The organism is Pyxidicoccus caerfyrddinensis, assembly GCF_010894405.1.
Taxonomy (GTDB): domain Bacteria; phylum Myxococcota; class Myxococcia; order Myxococcales; family Myxococcaceae; genus Myxococcus; species Myxococcus caerfyrddinensis.
Genome location: NZ_JAAIYA010000022.1, coordinates 81776 through 102310, shown reverse-complemented (window position 1 = coordinate 102310; position 20535 = coordinate 81776). Strand labels below are relative to the sequence as shown.

Sequence of the window (20535 nt, the reverse complement as noted above, 5' to 3'; positions counted from 1 at the left end):
CCGAAAGCTTTATTCATGTAACCTTCAGTGTCAAGCTGACCTGGGTGCACACTGTGGGTGAAGGGAGGGGCTTTTGACCGAGAACACGAAGTTCGATCGGGAGTTCCTTCGCTCGGCCCTCTCGCTGGCGGGCAAGAGCGAAGTGGATCACTTCCTCTACATCTGTGACACGCCCATTCCTCCCGACGAGTTTCGGGGCCGGCCTGCTCGCAAGAAGCTCGTGTACGCGGTGACGATGGAGAAGCTGGCGCAAGAGCACCTGGCGAAGAAGGTACGCGCCCTGGTCATCCCCGCCTACGACTACTCTCGCACCGAGCGCGTGAAGGTGGCGCTCGTGTCCGCGCTGTCCCAGGGAGCGTTCAAGGAAGGGGACCTGGTGCTGTGCATGACGGGCAAGGTGGGACGCGCACCGGACACGCTGATGCAGATGCGCATCGGTGGCTCGCTGGACGACCGACTGGCGATTGAGGGCGTGAAGCTGGGCGAGGAGTTCAACTCGCAGGTGGTGGACGCGCTCATCCAGCTGGCGCTGCAGATTGGCCAGGAGGGCTTCGAGGGCCATCCCATCGGCACCATCATCACCATCGGCGACCACACGACGGTGCTGGAGAAGAGCCGGCAGATGACCATCAACCCGTTCCAGGGCCTGTCCGAGGCCGAGCGGAACGTGTTGGACCCGAAGATTCGCGAGGCCATCAAGAACTTCTCCGTGCTGGACGGCGCCTTCATCATCCGCGAGGACGGCGTGGTGCTGGCCGCGGGCCGCTACCTGTCCGCGACGGACGACATGGTGAAGATTCCGCTCGGCCTGGGCGCCCGGCACGCGGCCGCCGCGGGAATCACCTCCACCACGCACTGCATCGCGCTGGTGGTGAGCCAGACGTCCGGCGCGGTGCGGCTCTTCAAGGGCGGCAACATCGTCCTGGAGCTGCACCAGACGGCGCGCCGCACCTGAGGCGCGCGGGGGCTCAGCGCTCCTGCTCGCGCAGCTCCTCGCGGTAGATGTCGGCCAGGGCGTGCGCGCGCTCCACCTCGTCGCGGGCCGCGTCCACCACCAGGGCCTGCTCGAAGCGGGCCACGCGCTCGCGCATGGCCTCGGTGACGATGCCGCCCACGGTGAGGCGCGCGGAGGCGCTCTCCCGCTCGCGGCGCAGCTCCGCCACCCGGTCTCCCAGCTCGCCCGCGGCCTCCAGCAGGAGCTTCCCGTCCGTGTCCGCGCGCTCCAGCGCATCCCGCGTGGAGGCCCGCAACGCCTCCGCCTGCTCCCGGTCCTTCGCCAGCACGGCCACGGCCCGGCCGTCCCCGCGTGACTCGGCGGTGGTGCGGCGCGAGCCGATGTCCTCCAGCCGGCGCGTGTAGCGCTCCACCGCGCGCGTGAGGTCTCCCTTGAGGGCCAGCAGCGTGGCCGCGGACTTGCGAACCTCGGCCGCCTGGCGCTCCAGGTTCTCGATGAGCTGGTCCAGCGCGGCGAGCGGGTCCGCCGGCCGGGTGGGCTCCTTCTTCCGTTTCCGCAGCAGGCCGAAGAACATGGCGTGGAGGGCAGCCTACCCGAAGGGCCGGCACAACAACCGCACCCGTTCCAGCGCCTCGCGCACCGGGAGCCCACCGGCGGACAGCGCGGACAGGTAGCGCGCCGGCGTGAGTCCATACACCGACAGCAGGTGCTGCAGGAGCACCACGCTCTCCGAGGCCCGCCGCTCCGCCGGGGCCAGCGACGCCGCCTCCACCAGCGCGGCGAGGATGTCCACCACGCGGTTCACCACGTCCGGGCCCGGCACCTCGCGGGCGGCGGGCGTGGAAGACGCCTCCGGGAAGAGCGCGTCGAAGGACGCATCCACCGCCACCTGCGCGGTCGAGCCGCGCCCGGCCGCCACCGCCTCCAGCGCGTCCAGGTGGGGCGCAAGCTGCTCCAGCGCATCCGCGGTGGCGGGCACGTCGCGCGGCAGCAGCGTGCGCCAGGGGGTGTCGAACTCGGTGCGCGCCCACAGAATCTCCTCGTCGGAGAGGTGGTGGTAGAAGGCGCGGCCTCCCGCGGCGCGCTGCTCCTTCACCAGCAGGCGCAAGTCTGGGTTCTCCTCGCCGAGCGAGATGAAGCTCAGGGCGATGTCCAGCGCGCCCATGGGCGCACGGGTGCGGCGGATGAGATCCAGGTCCACGCGGTCCTCGCCGTCGGTGATGAGCACCACGGTGGCGCGGGCGAGGTACGGGTCCCTCCCCTGCGCGGCGCGGATGGAGTCGAAGGCGGACATCAGCGCGAGCGTGATGTCCGTCTGTCCCTCGGCGGGCGACTCGCGGAACAGCTTCTCGATTTGACGCGTGGCCTCCACGGCGGTGTCCACGCGGGCCAGCTCGGTGGGCACGTCGTTGAAGAAGCTGAAGTAGAGCGGGTCGAACGGCTCGCCCCGGCGCGCCTTGACGCGCAGGTTGTTCAGCTCGGCGATGACGAGCGCATCGCGGAAGCGCGCGCGCCCGCCGTGCATGGAGCCGGAGGCATCACACACGTAGACGCGCACCGCGGTGCGCTTCACCTTCTTGGGGCGCGGCGGCGGCTCTTCCTCCAGGTACGCGCGCACGAGCTGGCGGTTGGCGGCCAGGTCTCGCAGCAGCATGCGCGGGTCGCTCAGCACGAAGTTGTGCACCTCGTGCAGGCTGCCCGTCGTCTCGTACGTCATCGTCTGGGTGGGGTACGGCACGCGCCGGGGCACGGGCCGCTGCGTCTGGGCATCCGCCAGGACGATTTCCTCGGAGAGCGCATCCTCCACGTCGAAGTAGCGGGCACACCCGGCCGCCAGCTCGAAGGTGGAGAGCTGCTCGGGCTTGAGCGAGAAGGCCAGGTCCGCGAGCAGCTCGTCCGAGCGCGGGGCCGCGGCCTCCGGTTTCCCTTCTTCCGGCTCCTCGCCGAACCAGTGCGCCAGCGAGTCCCGCTCCGCCGTCTCCACCAGGGACGACAGACTCGGCCGCGAGGGCAGCAGGGGATTCAGGGCCGTGCGCGCGGCGTCCGCCAGCTGCGTGTCGCCCGCCTCCAGCGCCCGCTCGTACAGCCCGCGTAGCGAGCGGTACGCCACCTGCGGCTCGCGCCGGGCCGCGTGCCGCACGTGCCGCAGCAACTCCTCCAGCGAGCGCACCGCCGGCACCGCGCGGACGCGCTCCCGGGCCTCCACCACCTGGCGACGGAGCGTCAGTCCGCGCTCCCGGTCATGGTCCGCGCCCAGGCGCAGCAGCAGCTCGTGCGCGAGGTCCAGATCCCTGCGCTTCTGCACCACGTCCGCCACGTTCTCCCGCGCGCGGCTGGCGAAGAACTCGGCCGCCGCCATGCGGGCGCTGGTGGGCGGGCGGTCCCTCCGCGTCGTCTCCTGGCGCACGTAGATTTCGAAGTCCGCGTCCGTGCCCTCGGCGGGAGGCCGGGAGAACAGGTCCGCCACCTTCACCGCCCGCGCGAGCTGTACGAAGGCCCGCTCCAGCACGGTGAGCGCGCCCGGCGGAGGCTCGCCCGCGCGCCACGCGCGCTCCACGCGCAGCACGCACTCCTCCACCTCCTCGAGCGCCTGCTGGGCCCGCGTCTGGAGGCCCTGGGCCAGCGTCCCCGCCCGCCCCTTGCGCACGCCCAGCTCGCGGAGGAGCTGCGCGTCCGCCGCGGTGTGGACGCCCACCCGGTCCAGCTCGCGGTCCAACGCCGTGAGCACCGGCAGGGCCAGGTCCTCCGGCCCGCGCGCGCGGCGGCCGAACGTCCACCCGCGCCAGCCACCGGCGGGCGGTGCCGGCTGGTGCAGGGCGTCCAGGCGCCGTCGCAGGTCCGTGAGCCGCCGGGACAGCACGCTCAGCGCCCCCTTTCAGTCCCTGCCCGAAGGTATGGCGCCCACCCCGGGCCCGGAAGACGCCGCTTCATGACGCGGACCGCCGCTCCAGCACCTGCCGGCTGAAGCGCCCGAAGTCCTCGTCGATGCCCCGCAGCTGCCCTTCCAGCCGGCGCGCGCTCTCGCCCAGGTCGCCGGGCATGGAGCCCAGGAGCGACAGCACCCCGCGCAGCCGCACCAGCTCGCCCTCCTTCAGCGCGAGCATGGGGAAGCGGCTGCGCACCAGCCGGTCCACCGTGCGCTCCGCCTCGGCCTTCTCAGAGAGGGTGTCCGGCGCGGGCAGCGACGTGAGGAGCTGCGTCAGCCAGCTGCGCAGGTACTTCACGCGCGAGTGGACGAAGGACAGCTCCGCCTGCGCCACGGCCGCCCGCACGTTCTCCGACAGGAAGCCCGGCGCGGCGCCACTACGGGTGACGGTGAGCTGCCCGTCGAGTCCGAGCAGCGCCGCCAGCTCCCCGTCCGGCGCCCGGGCGGAGAACTCGCCCCGGTAGAAGACGTAGGCGTCGCCATTGAGGACCGCGGTGGCCTGGGGCGGAGGGCTGGCCACCTCGCGCGTGAGCAGCCTGGCGTGCTCGCGGAGCCGGGTCTCGATGAGGTCGCGGCACTCGGCCATCACGAGCTCCGCGGACAGGCCCTCGCGCCGCAGGTTCTCCGCCACGGACTGCACCGCGCGGCCGTACTGTTCGATTCGCTCGAAGGGCGTGGTGCCGAGCACGTCGCGCGCGTAGGCCAGCCCCAGGGGCAGCAACAGCTCCTGCTTGAGGCCCGCCTGGGACGGGTCCAGCGCGGCCAGGGAATGCTCCAGCTGCGTGAGGCGCCGCGAGTCGGCGGAGAGCGCCTCCAGCGGCTCCTTCCGGGAGCGCCCCGTGGAGCCCTGGAAGGCCAGGGCCGCGCGCCGACGCAGGGCGGACACCACGCGCCGCCGCACGGCGACTTCCGCCACGCGCAGGCGCTCCAGCGCGGCCGGTGCCCCTTCCGCCAGCTGTCCCGCAAGCTCGGTCGTCTGGGACAGCTCCTCCTCCAGGTTGTCCGCCAGCCCCACGAGCCCTTCGAGCTTCAGCCCGTCCTCGAAGTCCACGCTCTCCGCGGAGAGGGCAATCATCTCCAGCGCGCCCCCCAGGAAGCGGGCGGTGGCCTCGCAGAGGGGCGCGAAGTTGGCGCGCAGCTCGGGAATGGTGCGGCACAGCTCCAACGCATCCCGGAAGGAGGACAAGAGCGCCAGCCCACCCCGGCCCTCGCCCTGCCCCGACATGCCGCGTGCCAGCCGTTGCTCGAGCGCCGCCACCAGCGCCCGGGCGGCCACCAGCAGTGGCGCCCGGTTCTGCGCATGGCGCGGCCCGGGTACCAGCTTGGCCAGGAGCGCCTTCGCGGTGTTGGAGACCAGACCCGGCTGCCAGTTGCGCCCCAGCGCCTCGGCCGCCGTCACCTCGTCCTGCGCCCCCAGTGCCTGGGCCTCGCGCTCCACGCCGCCGCCCAGCTCCTGCCGCACCTTGGCCAGGGACTCGTCGAAGGCCCGCTGCTCCAGCCGGACGATTTCGAGCTGCGCCCGCTCCCGGGGGTCCACCACCGCCTTGAGCAGCGCCTCCGTCTCCGCCGCGGGCGGGCCGCCCAGCAGGAAGAACCAGCGCAGCGAGTCCAGGTCCTCCACCGTCGCCTCCAGCGGCCGGTCCGGACGCCGGTAGAGCTGGTCCCTCACCACCGCCGCCTTCAGTGCCCACAGCGCCTTCACCGCCGAGCGCTGGGAGAAGTACTTCGTGGGCACGTAGTCGGGCAGCTTGGACACCTGCGCCGCCAGCGCGCGCTCCAGCGCGTCCGCCAACAGCTCCACGCCCTCCAGCACGTGGCTGGGGACCTTCACCTTCGTCACCGCATCCTGGAGCAGATCCAGCTGCTGCAGCGTGAGCTGGGCGCGCAGGTCGGGCCGCGCGCCGGACGAGAAGCGCTGGAGCATGGCCGCCCGGCTCTCCCGCCGGGCGAAGGACTTGGGCACGAAGCAGATGAAGCTCAGCCGGTCCGCGAAGGCCAGCAGCAGCTCCGGCGAGCGCGCCAGCACCTCGGAAAGGTACCGGTTACTCGTCATGATGACGCACTCGGTGCGCCCCGCCGTCACCCGCCGCCCGTGCTTCAGCTCGCGCTCGTACAGCACGTTGAGGATGGAGCGCAGCAGCATGTCGCGGCCGTCGAAGACCTCGTCCAGGAAGGCGTGCTCCGAGCCCAGCATGCCCTCGTCCGTGAGGTACTCCGTGCGCCCCGTCTCCGTGAGCACCTTGAAGTCCACCGGGCCGATGAGGTCCGTCTGCACGGTGGACTCGGCGAGCTGCTTGGAGAACAGCGACGGCTGGCCCGTGCGCTCGTCGATGATGCGCCCCAGCACCGCGCTGGCGATGGCGCTCTTGGCCGTGCCCGGAGGCCCCACCACCAGCACGTGCTCCCGCCCCAGGAGCGCCAGCTCGATTTGCGTGAAGAGCGTCTCTCGCTCCAGGTAGGAGTCCCGGAGCTCGCCGAAGAAGTGACGGAAGGCCCGGGCGGCCTGGAGGTACGGTGGCGGTTGAGGGAGCACGGACAACCCAGAGGTAGCGGGGATGCGCCCATGCTATCCGCCGCCGTCGCCCCATTAGAAGTGCACCGAGGCCCTCACCGCATGAACGTCATCGCTCCCGCAGCGTGTCGTGCAGGTGCGCATGGACGCTGCGCCAGATTCCGTGCTGCCGCTCAATCGGGTCCATCAGCTTCATCCCCACCTCCGTGGCCGGGGAGCTGCCCTGGAAGGCGGAGTACTGGCGCAGCCGCGTTCCGCCCTGGCCGTCGTCCTGGAAGACGAAGCGGTTCGTCCCTCGGAGCGGGTGCCCGTCCAGGGTGGTGATGTGCAGCGTCTTCGCCCCCGGCTCCAGCCGGACGGTGATGGGCGCCCACACCGGCGGTGGGCCCTTCTCCTCCAGGAACAGCTTCGCCCCGTCCGTCAGCGAGCCCACGGAGGGCCGCACCTGGATGCCCGCCGACTCGAACACCGCCCCCGGGTTGCGCACGAAATAGGCGTAGGCCTTCTCCGGCGACACGCCCGGAATGGAGCTGGTGTAGTCCGTGAGCGACGTCGGCGCCCCCTGGATGGGCGGGCTCGCATCGAGCCGCTTCAGGTGCTGGCGCGCGTACGCGTCCACCACGCTGCCACCTCCCATCACCACGCTGGCCGCCGCGGCCTCGGACTGCGCGGCCGTCAGCGTCAGCTGCTTCATCTGCTCGGCCAGGTTGCCCGTGGGCTTCGGGGGGAAGGAGCCGCCCACGGCGAAGTCGAACCGGTTGTCCTTCCCCGTCATGGGGCCGGAGCGGGGGCCCGTCACCGGGGCGTTCTCACGAGCGCCCCCCTCCCCGCCACGGAACACCTCCACGGTGCTGACCGGGGCGGCGGCCGCCGGGCGGGACGGAGACGTCCGCTGCGAGGACGGAGCGAGGGTGGCCGGAGTCGCCTCGGTGTCGACGAGGCCGGGATGGAGGGAAGACGGCGGGGACTCGATACGGGACATGCGGGCGCCCTTTCACTGGCACGGGGTGCCCTGTCCGGTTGCACCCTCGCCGCCAACCGCCGCCCCAGTCCCATCAAGCACTTGCCCGGACCCGCGCGTCCCGCTTCTCGTACCCCCGTCCACCGCTTCGGAAAGCCCCGGGGTCAGCGGCGGCGCCGGGAACTCCGCAGGAGCAGTCCGAGGGCCGTGAGGGTCAGCGGCGCACCCGGGCCCGCGCCGGGAATCGGGTTGCAGCCGCAGCCCGAGGTGTCGGAGTCGTCTGGAGGAGGGACCGTCCCGCCGTCCGTTCCGGTCCCCGCATCCGCGACTCCGCCGTCCACTCCGGTCCCCGCATCCGGCTCGCCCGCATCCGGCGCGCCCGCGTCCGGGACGCCACCATCCGTCGGCAATGGGACTTCCGCGACCGTGAACGTCCGCTCGGCGGAGAAGGCACTGGCTGCATCGCGCGCGTCCGTGGCCTTCACGCGCCAGGCATAGCTGCCCGGCGGAAGGGCCTCGCTCGCGGCCAGGGCCCACGTCGTCGTCATCGTGCTGTGCGTGCGAACGGCCTCACCGCCCTGGAGCACTTCCAACTGGTACGTGAGCGCCTCCCCTTCCTCGTCCGTGGAGGCATTCCACTGAAAGGCGACGAGCCCGCTCTCCAGGCGCGCCCCTTGCGCGGGCGATACGAGCACCGGGATGGACGGAGCGTCGTTGAATGGCGTCACCTGGATGCTCACCCTGACCACCGCCGACACGAACTCTCCATCCGAGACACGGAAGGTGAAGCTGTCAGGGCCGCTGTACCGAGCCGCCGGTGCATAGGTGCGGCGGGCGCCAGTGCCGCTCAGGACGCCGTGCTGGGGCAGCGTGACGATGTCATAGGTGAGCGCCTGCCCCTCTGGGTCGCTGCCCTGGAGCAGGATTTCCAGGGGCGTGTCCTCCACCGCCCCCACCGCCTGGGACACCGCGCTGGGCGGCTGGTTGTCATTGAACGTCATGAACCGCCCGCGAACCCGATGGTTCCAGTAGGGCGCCGAAAGGTCGAAGCGGTCATACACGACGAAGGCCGTCCGACCGGAGCCGGCGAACGCCACCGACGGAGCCTCTTCCGTGTCGGCGGTGTCTGCGATTACAAACCCCATGGGCGCGCGCACGGCGCCCGCGTTCGTCACGCGCGCTCCGTAGATGTTGGGATTGGGCGTGCTCACGCTGTGGTCCTGCCAGACGACGACGTACTCCGCGCCGAGGGAGGCCACCGAGGGGAACTGCTGGTACCGGGCGGCCGTGGAGATGGCGACCCCGGAGGGGTCCAGCACCGCGCCCTCGCGCGACACCCGCGCACCGTAGACGTCGGAGGCGCTGCTCCTGCGGAAGTCCCCCCAGGCGACGAAGTAGTCCGTGCCATTGGAGGCCACGGCAGGGTCCCGCTGCGTATCGACCGCGGTGGTGATGACAAACCCCGAGGCTTCCAGCACCGCGCCCGCGCTCGTCACCCGCGCGCCGTAGATGTCACTGTTGTCGTTGCGGTAGTCCTGCCAGACGACGAGGTAGTCCGTTCCGTTGGAGGCCACCGCGGGGGCGTCCACGAGCGCGGGAGGCCCGGAGATGGTCAGCCTCGAGGCATCCAGCACCGCGCCCGCGCTCGTCACCCGAGTGCCGGAGATGGTGGACAGCGACGTCTCCCCGGGCCTCGTATTCCAGACGACGAGGTAGTCCGTTCCGTTGGAGGCGACCGAGGGAGCACTGGAGGACCGTACGGTGGGCGCGGAGAGCACCAGTCCCTGGGCATCCAGAATCACTCCGCCCCCCGTGATTCGCGCGCCCATGACGCGGGATTCGATTTCGGTGACGTCCTCCCAGACGACGAGGTAGTCCGTCCCGTTGGAGGCCACCTTGTGAAAGAGGTGATTGCCCGCGGGTGAGATTTCGAGCCCGGAGGCATCCAGCACCTCGCCCGAGCCCGAGACGCGCACGCCGAAGATGGCCGCCGAGTTGTCCTGCTGCCGGTGTCCGGACCAGACGACGAGATAATCCGTCCCGTTGGAGGCCACCTCGGGAAACGACTGTCCATTGGCCGCGGTGGAGAGCACGACGCCCGAGGAGTCCAAGACCTCCCCCGTGGTCGTCACGCGCGCACCGTAGATATCCAGGGACGAGCGAGCGTCCTGCCAGGCCACGTAGAAGTCCGTGCCATTGAAGGCCACCGACGGGCGGGTCTGGCCGTTGTAGATGGTGGAGATGGCGAACCCGGAAGCGTCCACCACCGCGCCTGTGCTCGTCACCCGCGCGCCGAAGATGTCGCCCGCATCATTGAGGCGCGCGTCCTCCCAGACGATGAGGTAGTCCGTCCCGTTGGAGGCCACCGACGGCGTTTCCTGCGACTGGCTCTCCGTGGAGATGGCGAACGCGGAAGCGTCCAGCACCACGCCCGCGCTCGTCACCCGTGCGCCGAAGATGTCGCCCGCCGACTCGAGGCGGGCATCCTCCCACGCGACGAGGTAGTCCGTGCCGTTGGAAGCCACCGACGGCGTGACCTGCGAATGGGACTCCGAGGCGATGGCAAGCCCCGAGTCCTCCAGCACCGCGCCCGCGCTCGTCACCCGCGTGCCGAAGACGTCCGGATTGCCAGCGCGCGCATCCTCCCAGACGACGAAGTAGTCCGTCCCGTTGGAGGCCACGGACGGCAGGCTTTGAGCCTGAGCGGCCCTGGCGATGGCGAGGCCCGCCCCATCCACCACCTCGCCGGTGCTCGCCACCCGCGTGCCGTAGATGTCCGGGTTCCCGTTCCGCATGTCCCACCAGACGACGAGGTAGTCCGTCCCGTTGGAGGCCACGTCGGGAGCGTGCTGCCCTGAAGTGGAGGTCCCGAGCGCCAGTCCGGTGACATCATGGACCTCCCCCGCCCCGCTCACGCGCGTCCCACGAATGGAGGCCTCGCTCCCGGAGAGCGTGTCCTCCCAGACGACGAGGTAGTCTGTCCCGTTGGAGGCCACCGAGGGGCTGCTCGGGAACTCGGACTCACGGGAGATGTGGAGGCCCCAGTCATCCAAAACCACTCCTGCGCTCGACACCCGTGCGCCGAAGATTTCGAAGGCCAGCCCGCGGAAGTCCTCCCAGACGACGAGCTGGCCCGAGCCATTGGAAGCCACCGACGGAGCCTGCTGGCTGTAGATCTGCGGCTCCGGCACCGGCTGGTTCGTGCCGATCTCCGGTGAGATGGTGGGGGCAAGCGTCGCGGGAAAGAGGGTCGCCTCCAGCAGCGCCTCGGGGACCTGGAACTGGATGGCCCCCGCGCGGTAGCGGGCCTGGAGCGGAGTGCTCCGCCCCGTGGCATCCACCCAGGCGGCATGGCCATAGCGGAAGCCCAGGCCACTCTTCGCATCCCTGAAGTGCAGGCCCTGCTCGCTGCCCTCTGCGAAGGCCAACCCCCGGACGGGAAGGTTCAACACCAGGTCTCCCGTGCCCACCGGTGCAGCCTCGAAGACCCACTCCTGTTGGACGCCGTCCTCCGCGTTGCGCAGGTGCTCGGTGAAGCCCTCTCGCGACAGGAAGAGGTGTCCACCCTTCTCCACCCGGACCCGGGCCTCCGTGGCCCGTGTCTCTCGAAGGCCCCGGCGCACCTGCACGGCGCCCAGCGTGAGCGGCGCCCCCTCCACGCCAGAAGCGTCCACCCGGGGGTGGAAGAAAGGCGTCAGCGTCAGCCCATCGGCGCTCGCCCGCGCGTCGTATGTGGAGTGGCCACCGCGCCAGCCCGAGCCCTCGGGCCGCCAGGCGAAGTGGACCTGCCGCATGACGGCGGAGACATCGAACGACGCACCGGCCTCGGGTGCGGGAAGAGGCGCGGCACTCTCCTCGACGGAGGACGACCGGCAGGAGAGCAGGGACAGGGTGACGACAACCCCGAGGAGCGAGCGGAGCCAGACGGCCGAAGGGAGCATGAAGGGCCAAAGCTTCTTCCCAAACATGAATCAAAGACAATCCCCGGGTCCGTCCCGCCCTCAAAGCGAGAGGGCCGGCCTCCCGCCTTCGCGGAAGCACCGGCCCTCTTGCAACAGCTCAACGCAGGCGGCTCACCGCCCCGGCACTACGACTGCCGGAACTCGGCGTCCACCACGTCGTCCTTCTTGCCCGTGGCCTGCGAGCCCGGCGCCGCGGATGGGCCGGCACCCGGAGCACCCTCGGCGCCCGGAGCGCCGCCGGTGGCGCGGTACATCTCCTCCGCCGCCTTGTAGCTGGCCGCCTGGAGCTTATCGAGGGCGGACTTGATGGCGTCCTTGTCCTGGCCGTCGCGGACCTTGTTGAGCTCCGCCACCGCCTCCTCGAGCGGCTTCGCCACGTCCGCGGAGAGCTTGTCCTTGTTCTCCTTCAGCAGCTTCTCCGCGGCGTACGCCTGGCTCTCCGCCTGGTTCTTCACCTCCACCAGCTCGCGGCGGGACTTGTCGGCCGCCTCGTTGGCGCGGGCGTCGGAGACCATCTTCTCCACCTCGTCCTTCGCGAGGCCGGACGAGTGGGTGATGGTGACCTTCTGCTCCTTGCCGGTGGCCTTGTCCTTGGCGCTGACGTTCAGGATGCCGTTCGCGTCGATGTCGAACGTCACCTCGATCTGCGGCACGCCGCGCGGCGCCGGAGGCATGCCCGTCAGGTGGAAGCGGCCGAGGCTGCGGTTGTCGCCCGCCATCTCGCGCTCACCCTGCAGCACGTGGATCTCCACCTGCGTCTGGCCATCCGCGGCCGTGGAGAAGGTCTCCGACTTGCGCGAGGGGATGGTGGTGTTGCGCTCGATGAGCTTCGTCATCACGCCACCCAGCGTCTCCACGCCCAGGCTCAGCGGCGTCACATCCAGCAGGAGGATGTCCTTCACCTCGCCGGAGAGCACGCCCGCCTGCACCGCGGCGCCCACCGCCACCACCTCGTCCGGGTTCACCGAGCGGTTCGGCTCCTTGCCGAACAGCCGCTTCACCGCCTCCTGCACCTTCGGGATGCGGGTGGTGCCGCCCACCAGAACGACTTCGTTCAGGTCCTTCGGGTCCAACCCGGAGTCCTTGAGGCACTTGCGGCACGGCTCCAGCGAGCGCTCGATGAGGTCGTCGATCATCGCCTCGAACTTGGCGCGCGTGAGCTTGACGTTGAGGTGCTTGGGACCGGACGCGTCCGCCGTGAGGAACGGCAGGTTGATGTCCGTCTCCATCGCGCTCGACAGCTCGATCTTCGCCTTCTCCGCCGCCTCCTTCAGGCGCTGGAGCACCATCTTGTCCTTGGTGACGTCGAGCCCGGTGTCCTTCTTGAACTCGGCGATCAGCCAGTCCATGATCCGCAGGTCGATGTTGTCACCGCCCAGGTGCGTGTCACCGTTGGTCGCGAGCACGTCGACCACGCTCTCGCCCACCTCGAGGATGGACACGTCGAAGGTGCCGCCGCCGAAGTCATAGACGGCGATCTTCTCGTCCTTCTTCTTGTCCATGCCGTACGCGAGCGCGGCGGCCGTCGGCTCGTTCACGATGCGCTTCACCGTGAGGCCGGCAATCTCACCCGCGTCCTTGGTGGCCTGGCGCTGGGCGTCGTTGAAGTACGCCGGGACGGTGATGACCGCCTCCGTCACCTTCTCACCCAGGTAGTTCTCCGCCGCCCGCTTCAGCTTCAGCAGCACCTGCGCGCTGATCTCCGGCGCGCTGTACTGCTTGCCGTCGATGTCCACGCGCGCGTCGCCGTGAGGGCCACGGGCGACCTTGTAGGGGACCAGCTTGGCCTCCTCGGTCACCTCATCGTGGCGCCGGCCCATGAAGCGCTTGATGGAGTAGACGGTCCGCTCGGGGTTGGTGATGGCCTGGCGCTTGGCCACCTGGCCCACCAGACGCTCCCCATCCTTCGTGAACGCGACCACCGAGGGCGTGATGCGGCTGCCTTCCTCGTTGACGATCACCTTGGGCTCGCGACCCTCCATGATCGCAACCACGCTGTTCGTGGTGCCCAGGTCGATCCCGATAATCTTGCCCACGGTTCGTATCCTCCGGAAAAGACTGCGTTTTTCTCAAAAGCTCCTGATGTACGCCCAACGTAACCACCCACCCCCTCGTGTCAAACCAGGCAGGTGCCCGCGGGGCCCGTCGAAGTGAAGGTGGCAACCCCCGGTGCGTAGCGCAGTGCGCAGGCAGGCATGCGCCGCGTCACGCCCGCGCCACCAACGCGGCACGGGTGCGTAACGCGCTCTACACCTCTGTCACCCCGCGGTAGCAACCGGGCGACCTCGCGATCAGCAGCCAACGCTCCAACCCCTTGGAATGACATGCTCGCCTGCCTGCTGACGCCTCGCGTCAGGGCTTGGCGAGAAAAGTGCACACTCGGGCAGCCGTCGCCATCGGGCCCCCCCAGCCCGAGCAACCCAGGAGCCTGCCGCATGCTCGTCCAGCCCCTCCGCTCTCCGGATTTCGGTCGTGCTCCCGCGTCGGACACCACCGCCGAGCCGAAGGTCGCGGTGCTGCTGAACGCCAACGCCCGCAAGGTGGACGCACGGGTGGTGAAGTCGCTGTCGCACGTGGTGCCGGAGCAGGACCTGTTCCTCTCCCGCTCTCCGCTGGATGCGCGGCGCATCGTCCAGACGGTGCTGGAGCGGGGCTACCCCATGGCCTTCACGGGTGGCGGTGACGGCACCTTCATGGGCTTCGTCAACGAGGTGCTGCACCAGGTGGGACCGCGCGGCCGCTTCGCGGGCCAGACGGCGCCCCGCTTCGGCATCCTCAAGCTGGGCACGGGCAACGGCATCGCCGCGCACGTGAATGCCTCCAGCACGCGCGGCGACGGCATCCTCAACGACGTGCTGCGCGCCCGCACCGGCGAGGTGCCGGGCTATCGCCCCATGGACCTGCTGATGGTGGACGGCCAGCGCGCGCCGTTCGCCGGGCTGGGCGTGGATGGCAAGGTGCTCAACGACTACATCTGGGTGAAGGAGAACCTGGGCAAGGGTCTGCTGAAGGGCATGCTCACCGGCAGCGGCGGCTACTTCTCCGCGGTGGCCTGCAAGACGGTGCCGCACTACCTCACCCACTCCACCTGGGTGGAGTGCGAGGTCGTCAACGGCCCGTCCAGCGAGGCGTACCGCCTGGGAGCGGACGGGCGCGCGATGGGTGACGCCCTCGCCCCCGGTGCCACGTTGTTCCGCGGCAAGCTGATGATGGCGGCGGCGGGCACCATGCCCTTCTACGGCTATGGCTTCCGCATGTTCCCCTTCGCCGGCGAGCGCCGCGGCTTCATGCAGCTGCGTCTGGGCCAGGTGAAGCCCGGGGCCGTGCTGGCGAACCTGCCGAAGCTGTGGAACGGCCGCTGGTTCCCGGAAGGGCTCCACGACTTCCACGCCCGCGAGGTGACGATTCGCTTCGCCCGCCCCATGCCCTTCCAGGTGGGCGGCGACGCGGCCGGCTACCGCGACCAGGTGACGCTGTCCGTCGCCCCCGAGTCCATCGAGCTGGTGGACTTCAACGGCGCGATGAACTGACGCGAGCGGAAACGGCTGTCCGGGTACCGGCCCCTTGCGTCTCGCGAGGGATTCGAAGGCCGGACGGTGAAGCCGCCGTGCTCCTGCCCTACCCGCGGTCTCTCGATGCCGGCGGCTTCTCGCCCGGCTCCTTGCGGCGGCCCACGACGAAGGCATAGCTGACGCTCGCCTTGCCGTTGCTCTCGCGGTGCAGGGCCAGCTCCTCGCGCAGCCCCGCCGCCTGCGCGCCCGCGGGGGCCGACGCCAGCTGCGCCTCGACGTCCCGGTAGTACGTGTCCAGCTCCGTGTCGTGGAGCGTCTCCGCGGACTCGGGCTCATAGCCGGAGCCTTCCAGCGTCTGGAGCAGCTCGCGCGGCAGCAGCAGCGGCCCGCCCACGCGCCGCTCCCAGAAGTCGAGCGTGGCCTTGGGGGCGAAGCGCCCCACCCTCGCGGGGAACGTCAGGCCCAGCCGACCGCGCTTCGCCAGCAATGGCCGCATCCCCGCCAGCGTAGGCCGCAGCGGATACAGCACATGGCCCTGGATGAGGATGGCATTGAAGCTGCCCTCGGGCAGGCCGAGCGCGTCCAGCGCCACGCGCCGCACCTCGAGCCGGTCGCCCAGCCCCTGGGCCCTCGCGCGCTCTCGCAGCGGGGCCAGCAGGGACTCGTCCGTGTCCGCGGCCACCACCGAGCAGCCCAGCTCCCGCACCAGCAGCAGCGCGGCACCGCCGTCCGGGCCGCAGCCGAGCACCAGCACCCGCGCACCCGGCTCCAGCTGGGCCACCTTCGCGAAGCGCCGCGTGGCTTCATCCGAGCCGAAGGCGCGCCGGACTCCTGCGGGGTGGAACAGGGGGAAGGGCTCTGCGGGGGTCATGGGATTCCTCATATACCTGCCCCGTCCGGACTTCCAGCCACGCACCCGCGCCCTGCCCAGCGGGCGCGGGGGGGCGTCCTCAGAGGTAATAGACGACCCGCTCGTCCTGATGGAGCTGGGCGTAGATGGCGCGCCGGTGCTCCTCGGACAGCAGGTACACCGACACGCTCAGCGAGACGTATTTGCCCTTGGTGCTGGGCTGCTCGTGGATGGAGTCCGGGGAGATCTCCGTCCCCATCAGCTTCCGGAACAGCTCCCTCACGTGCTCGGTGAAGCCGGACTCCTGCTTGCCCATCACCTTGAAGGTGTAGACGGTGGGGTACTCGATGAGGGGCTTCTTCTCCTCCTCCACGGGAGGAGTCTTCTCGGGGCCTTCCTTCGTCATGGCACGTCTCGTCGGTTTCGTGGGCGCAGGCGCTTAGAGCAGGTTGGCGGCAAGCTCGGCCAGGGCGCTGCGCTCACCCTTGGCCATGGTGATGTGCGCCGCGATCTTCTCGCTCTTGAAGCGGTTGACCACGTGCACCAGGCCGTTGTTGGTCGAGTCCACGTACGGGTTGTCGATCTGGAACGGGTCTCCCGTGAGGATGATCTTCGTGTTGTCGCCCACGCGGGTGATGATGGTCTTCACCTCGTGCGGCGTGAGGTTCTGCGCCTCGTCCACGATGATGAACTGGTTGGGCAGGCTGCGTCCGCGGATGTACGTCAGCGGCTCAATCTCCATCAGCCCCAGGTCCAGCAGCTCGTGGTAGCCGCGCCCGGCCTTCTTGTCGGAGCGGCTGAGGTTCATCAGGAACTCCACGTTGTCGAAGATGGGCTGCATCCAGGGGTTGAGCTTCTCCTCGACGCTGCCGGGCAGGTAGCCGATGTCGCGCCCCAGCGGGAAGATGGGCCGGCTCACCAGCAGCTTCTGGTACAGCCCCTCCTCCGTCACCTTCTGCAGGCCCGCGGCGATGGCGAGCAGCGTCTTGCCCGTGCCCGCCTTGCCGACAATCGTCACCAGCTTGATGTCGTCGTTGAGGAGCAGGTCCAGGCAGAAGGTCTGCTCCATGTTGCGCGGGCGCACGCCCCACGTGCCGTCCTTGATGGAGCGCAGCAGCGGCACCAACTTGCCCTTGGTGCCGTGGACGCGGCCCATGGCGGTGTGGGACGGGTTCGTCTCGTCCTTGAGCAGCACCACCTGGTTGGGGGACAGCGTGTCCGCGTCGGGCAGCTCCACCTCCGCGCCCTGCTTGTACATCTGGTCCACCAGGTCGCGCGGGACGAGCCGCTCGGTGAAGCCGGTGTACAGCTCGGTGATTTCCACCCGCTCGGCGTCGTAGTCCTCGGCGATGAGGCCGAGCGCGTCCGCGCGGATGCGGAGGTTGGTGTCCTTGGTGATGAAGACGGCCTGGGTCTCAGGCTCCTTCTCCATCAGGTCGATGGCCACCGCGAGGATGCGGTTGTCCATCAGGTTGCTGTCCGCCATGGACAGCGGCAGCTCGCGGTCGGTGAAGTTGACTCGGAGCATGCCCCCGTGAGGCAGGGGCACGCCCTCCTTCAGCGAGCCCTCCGCGCGGAACGAGTCCAGGTAGCGGGCCACCAGTCGCGCGTTGCGCCCCAGCTCGGAGAGATCGCGCTTGAACTGATCGATCTCCTCGATGACGTAGATGGGGATGATGACGTTGTTTTCCTTGAAGCCGTAGATGCTGCGCGGATCGTGGAGGAGGACGTTGGTGTCGAGGATGAAGTTCTTTCGCATCGTGGGTTGCGCGACCTGAAGGTTCGGGTGCGACCGCTCGGGACCGTGCGACGGGGCCTTCTTTTCACTCAATATAGACACCGCCCCCGGGGGAATCAGCCAGCATATCGACTGGAAGGCCGGCTGTCCGAAACCCCACGCCCGACGCCCGCGAGCCTCGACTCCTGACGGCGGCTTCGGGCCCTGGCCATTGAACGTCCGGGGCCCACGCCCCCACTCCCGTCCCGCCACAGGGCTGTAGCGCCCTGTGGCGAGTCAGTGCGCGGCGACGGGCGCGAGCGGATCGTACCCGAGCAGCTCCGCCACCCGCTCGGGCGGCGGGCCCGGAGGCATGCGCTCCCACGGGAAGCGCTGCTGGAGCGCCTCCTCGTCCAGGACGAGCGGCTGCCGGGCGTTGATCTGCAGCGCGTCGTCCCATTCCCGTGCGTCGAAGTGGTGGATCAGCCGGCGGCTGAGCGGGGACAGCATGGGGGTGGGCATGAAGGGGACGGGCTGGGCCCGGGCGTCGCGCATGCAGCCAAGCTCCACAGCCCAGGCGAGCAGCCAGCGAGGGCGCTGCTGCCCGGCCCCCTTGAGGGCGAGGAAGCGCCCCTGGGCGGCGCCGTCCACGAAGAAGAAGCGGCGCTCGTAGACGCAGGCGGCGGCGAAGGTGGCGGGGATGAGGGCCAGGGCCTCGGCGCCGATGCGGCGGGCCATGAGCAGGAGCAGGTCGAGAATCTGCCCGGAGAGGGCCAGGCCGGGGTGGCTCTGCCCGGGCAGCGGGGGCCGGTTCCAGTCGAAGGCGCGGCCCGGGTTCTGGAGGAGCAGCGAGTCCACGTAGAGCAGCGGCGCGGTGGCGAGCGCGTCGTCCAGGCCCACCTCGGCGCCAATGCTCTTGCGCAGGCTGACGTCGGCCACGGGGGCGTAGAAGCGGCGGCTCCAGAGGACGAGGCGGGGGCGGTACGGGTCATCGCACTGGACACGCAGCTCCAGCGGGCCCACGCGCTCCTCCACGCGCTGGAGCAGGCCGTAGGCGCGCAGGGCGCGCTCCAGGCCCTCGGGGCTGTAGGTGCCGAAGACGAGGTCCACGCGGGACTGCTTGGAGTCCCCGCCCAGGCCGAGGTCCTCCAGGGAGAGCTCATCGTCCTCGGAGACAGCCAGGTCCGCCCCGCTCAGGTGTTCGTAGATGCGGCGGTAGCGGGTGTTGATGGGCTGCGTCCGAGGCATGACGGCCTCCTATTCGTAGCGGATGTCGACCACGGTGAGCTCGATTTCCCCCCGGGGACGGCGCACCTCGACGGAGTCACCCACGACCTTGCGCAGCAGCGCACGGCCGATGGGGGACTCCACGCTGATGCGGCCTCCGGCGGCGTCGATCTCATCGGAGCCGACTATCTGGTACGTGGTCCTCGCTCCGTCCTCGTCCTCCAGGGTGACAGTGGCCCCGAAGTAGATTCGTTCACGCTCGGTCTGTTCAGCGGGCGTGACGATGGTGGCGGTGTCCAGGCGTTTCGTCAGGAAGCGGAGACGCCGGTCGATTTCCCGCAGGCGCTTCTTTCCGTAGATGTACTCGGCGTTTTCGGAGCGGTCGCCCTGGGCGGCGGCGGCGGAGACCTCGGCGGTGACCTTGGGGCGCTCCTCGTTGAGGAGGTGGACCAGCTCGCGGTGCATGCGCTCGGCGCCCGAGCGGGTGAGGTAGCGGCGGAACGGGGCTTTCTCCTCGTCGTCCTCGAGGTCATCCATGTCGGGGTGTGCGTCCTGGGACATGCTCCCTGTATACCGCCGGACGGTGACGGCGGAGTGCGGACGGCGGGCCGGACGTTCACCGGAAGTCGGGGGCCGGATGTCAGGAAGCAGGGCGTGTGCTCGCCAGTGGAAAGCGCTGGGGAGTGCTGGTAGGAAGCGCCTGCCCCGGGGGCTGACGGGGCGGTTGGGCGTGGTAACGAAAAAAGAATAGTGCGAGTCGCTAGCTCAGCTGGTAGAGCACCGGCCTTTTAAGCCGAGGGTCGGGGGTTCGAGCCCCCCGCGACTCATGGCGTAGTAGAGAAGTCGAGCCGTCCCCGTCGTCTAGAGGCCCAGGACGCTGGCCTTTCAAGCCGGTAACACGGGTTCGAATCCCGTCGGGGACAAGTAAGAACGCGGGGTTGGACGGTTGAAACCGTCCAACCCCGTTCGTTTTTGGCCGCTCCTTGGAGTGCAGCGCTCCCCCTTCCCTTGTTGCTGCTCAGGCTGCGTGGTCCGGCAGGAGAGTGAGGAGCAACTCGTCATCAGGGCCGAGCGGGCGCCAGCCTGCGGATGGCGGATTCGCGAGGAGCGATCCCATGATTTGCCTTGCCCTCCCCTCATGACAGTCAGGAGTGAACGAAATCCACGCGCTCAGGGCCTTGGCAACGGCAAATCGGTTGGCATCGTCCAACACGGCCGGCCATCCATCAGGAAGGCACTCTGACAACTCGCGCACCAGCTGTCCTCGCTCCAACCGCGCGAGTTGAACAAGAGATGCCGTGGGACGCGCTTCGGCAAAGGCCGTGAGTGAGCCATCCCCCCCGTTCGCGGACGCGCTCATAGAGCCGAACCTTCCAGTTGCCCTACCAGGAGCGTCCGTCGGTCATCGCCCTCTCCCACGAGTGAAGTTCATCGCGATGTCGTAGCGCCGCATTCGGTCCGCGACGATCTCTAGAACGCCGAACAGGTTAATGGCACCTCAGGCCGCAAGCCGCCGCTGCTCGTCGATGCGGCGGTGGATGCCCTCCAAGTTCTGGAGCGCGCAGAGCCTGCGAAGGTCGAAGGTGTTCTTCCGGGTTCCGCGGTAGCGGGCCCGCGAGCCCTGTCGCTGGCTGAGGTGGGCGAGTTGGTGCTCGACGGGCACCCGCTCGCGCAGCTTCGCCCGTCCCGCGCGGGTGCATTGTAGCCGTCGCAGTCGTTTCTACAGGCCCTCGTCCTCGCCCAGGCGGACGCTCCTACCTCGTCCGGAGGCCGCGTGCGTGCATTGGGCGCGCAGCGCGCACGCGCCGCACACCTCCGGGTCGAACTGCACCACCTGTCCGGGCTCGAAGGACTCCACCTGGCCGGCCGGGCAGGTAATGGTGCCCGCCTTCACGTCTACCCGGCACTGAGTG

General features: G+C 69.8%; 13 protein-coding genes, 2 tRNA genes and 2 pseudogenes. 4 read left to right on the top strand and 13 right to left on the bottom strand.

Going from position 1 to position 20535, the window contains the following annotated elements; all coding sequences use genetic code 11:
• The first annotated feature begins 73 nt into the window (after window positions 1–73).
• Window positions 74–955 (top strand): DNA integrity scanning protein DisA nucleotide-binding domain protein, encoded by an 882-nt coding sequence (locus G4D86_RS38640; protein WP_163999306.1) that lies wholly within the window; start codon window positions 74–76, stop codon window positions 953–955.
• Between the two features lie 13 nt (window positions 956–968).
• Here G4D86_RS38640 and G4D86_RS38635 read toward each other — a convergent pair whose 3' ends face one another.
• From G4D86_RS38635 to dnaK, 6 genes are all read right to left on the bottom strand, one after another.
• Entirely contained in the window at window positions 969–1529 is a 561-nt protein-coding gene (locus G4D86_RS38635) for a PspA/IM30 family protein (RefSeq protein ID WP_163999305.1), read from the bottom strand.
• Between the two features lie 15 nt (window positions 1530–1544).
• Entirely contained in the window at window positions 1545–3815 is a 2271-nt protein-coding gene (locus tag G4D86_RS38630; protein ID WP_163999304.1) for a vWA domain-containing protein, read from the bottom strand.
• A gap of 67 nt (window positions 3816–3882) precedes the next feature.
• A complete protein-coding gene (locus tag G4D86_RS38625; RefSeq protein ID WP_240360708.1) occupies window positions 3883–6414 on the bottom strand; it encodes an AAA family ATPase in 2532 nt (843 codons plus the stop codon).
• A gap of 88 nt (window positions 6415–6502) precedes the next feature.
• Complete coding sequence (locus G4D86_RS38620; RefSeq protein WP_163999302.1) at window positions 6503–7375, bottom strand: SRPBCC family protein; 873 nt, start codon at window positions 7373–7375, stop codon at window positions 6503–6505.
• 143 nt (window positions 7376–7518) lie between these two features.
• Entirely contained in the window at window positions 7519–11295 is a 3777-nt protein-coding gene (locus G4D86_RS38615; protein ID WP_163999301.1) for an Ig-like domain-containing protein, read from the bottom strand.
• 146 nt (window positions 11296–11441) lie between these two features.
• Entirely contained in the window at window positions 11442–13352 is a 1911-nt protein-coding gene (gene dnaK, locus G4D86_RS38610; RefSeq protein ID WP_163999300.1) for a molecular chaperone DnaK, read from the bottom strand.
• Between the two features lie 399 nt (window positions 13353–13751).
• Between dnaK and G4D86_RS38605 the strand changes: the two genes are divergently transcribed.
• The gene (locus tag G4D86_RS38605) at window positions 13752–14846 is read left to right on the top strand and encodes a diacylglycerol/lipid kinase family protein (protein ID WP_163999299.1); all 1095 of its coding nucleotides are present in this window, start codon (window positions 13752–13754) and stop codon (window positions 14844–14846) included.
• Between the two features lie 88 nt (window positions 14847–14934).
• Here the strand turns inward: G4D86_RS38605 and G4D86_RS38600 are convergent, their stop codons facing one another.
• The 5 genes from G4D86_RS38600 to greB form a co-directional block, all read right to left on the bottom strand.
• Entirely contained in the window at window positions 14935–15699 is a 765-nt protein-coding gene (locus G4D86_RS38600; protein ID WP_163999298.1) for an SAM-dependent methyltransferase, read from the bottom strand.
• A 79-nt stretch (window positions 15700–15778) separates the two neighbouring features.
• Entirely contained in the window at window positions 15779–16084 is a 306-nt protein-coding gene (locus G4D86_RS38595; protein ID WP_163999297.1) for an HP0495 family protein, read from the bottom strand.
• A 33-nt stretch (window positions 16085–16117) separates the two neighbouring features.
• On the bottom strand, window positions 16118–17437 hold the full coding sequence (locus tag G4D86_RS38590; protein ID WP_163999296.1) for a PhoH family protein: 1320 nt from the start codon (window positions 17435–17437) through the stop codon (window positions 16118–16120).
• A gap of 255 nt (window positions 17438–17692) precedes the next feature.
• The gene (locus G4D86_RS38585) at window positions 17693–18643 is read right to left on the bottom strand and encodes a deacetylase (RefSeq protein ID WP_163999295.1); all 951 of its coding nucleotides are present in this window, start codon (window positions 18641–18643) and stop codon (window positions 17693–17695) included.
• Window positions 18644–18652: 9 nt separating this feature from the next.
• Window positions 18653–19183: a transcription elongation factor GreB gene (gene greB, locus G4D86_RS38580; RefSeq protein WP_163999294.1), complete on the bottom strand. Its 531-nt coding sequence runs from the start codon at window positions 19181–19183 to the stop codon at window positions 18653–18655.
• Between the two features lie 193 nt (window positions 19184–19376).
• On the opposite strand from greB, the gene G4D86_RS38575 reads away from it, so the two are divergent.
• Window positions 19377–19449: transfer RNA gene (locus G4D86_RS38575), tRNA-Lys, on the top strand.
• A 23-nt stretch (window positions 19450–19472) separates the two neighbouring features.
• Window positions 19473–19545: transfer RNA gene (locus tag G4D86_RS38570), tRNA-Glu, on the top strand.
• 95 nt (window positions 19546–19640) lie between these two features.
• Here the strand turns inward: G4D86_RS38570 and G4D86_RS53325 are convergent.
• Together G4D86_RS53325 and G4D86_RS38565 are read right to left on the bottom strand one after the other, a co-directional pair.
• A pseudogene (locus G4D86_RS53325) lies at window positions 19641–20028 on the bottom strand (NUDIX hydrolase).
• Between the two features lie 64 nt (window positions 20029–20092).
• Window positions 20093–20516: pseudogene (locus G4D86_RS38565) on the bottom strand (transposase); the annotation flags it as partial.
• Window positions 20517–20535: the final 19 nt, after the last annotated feature.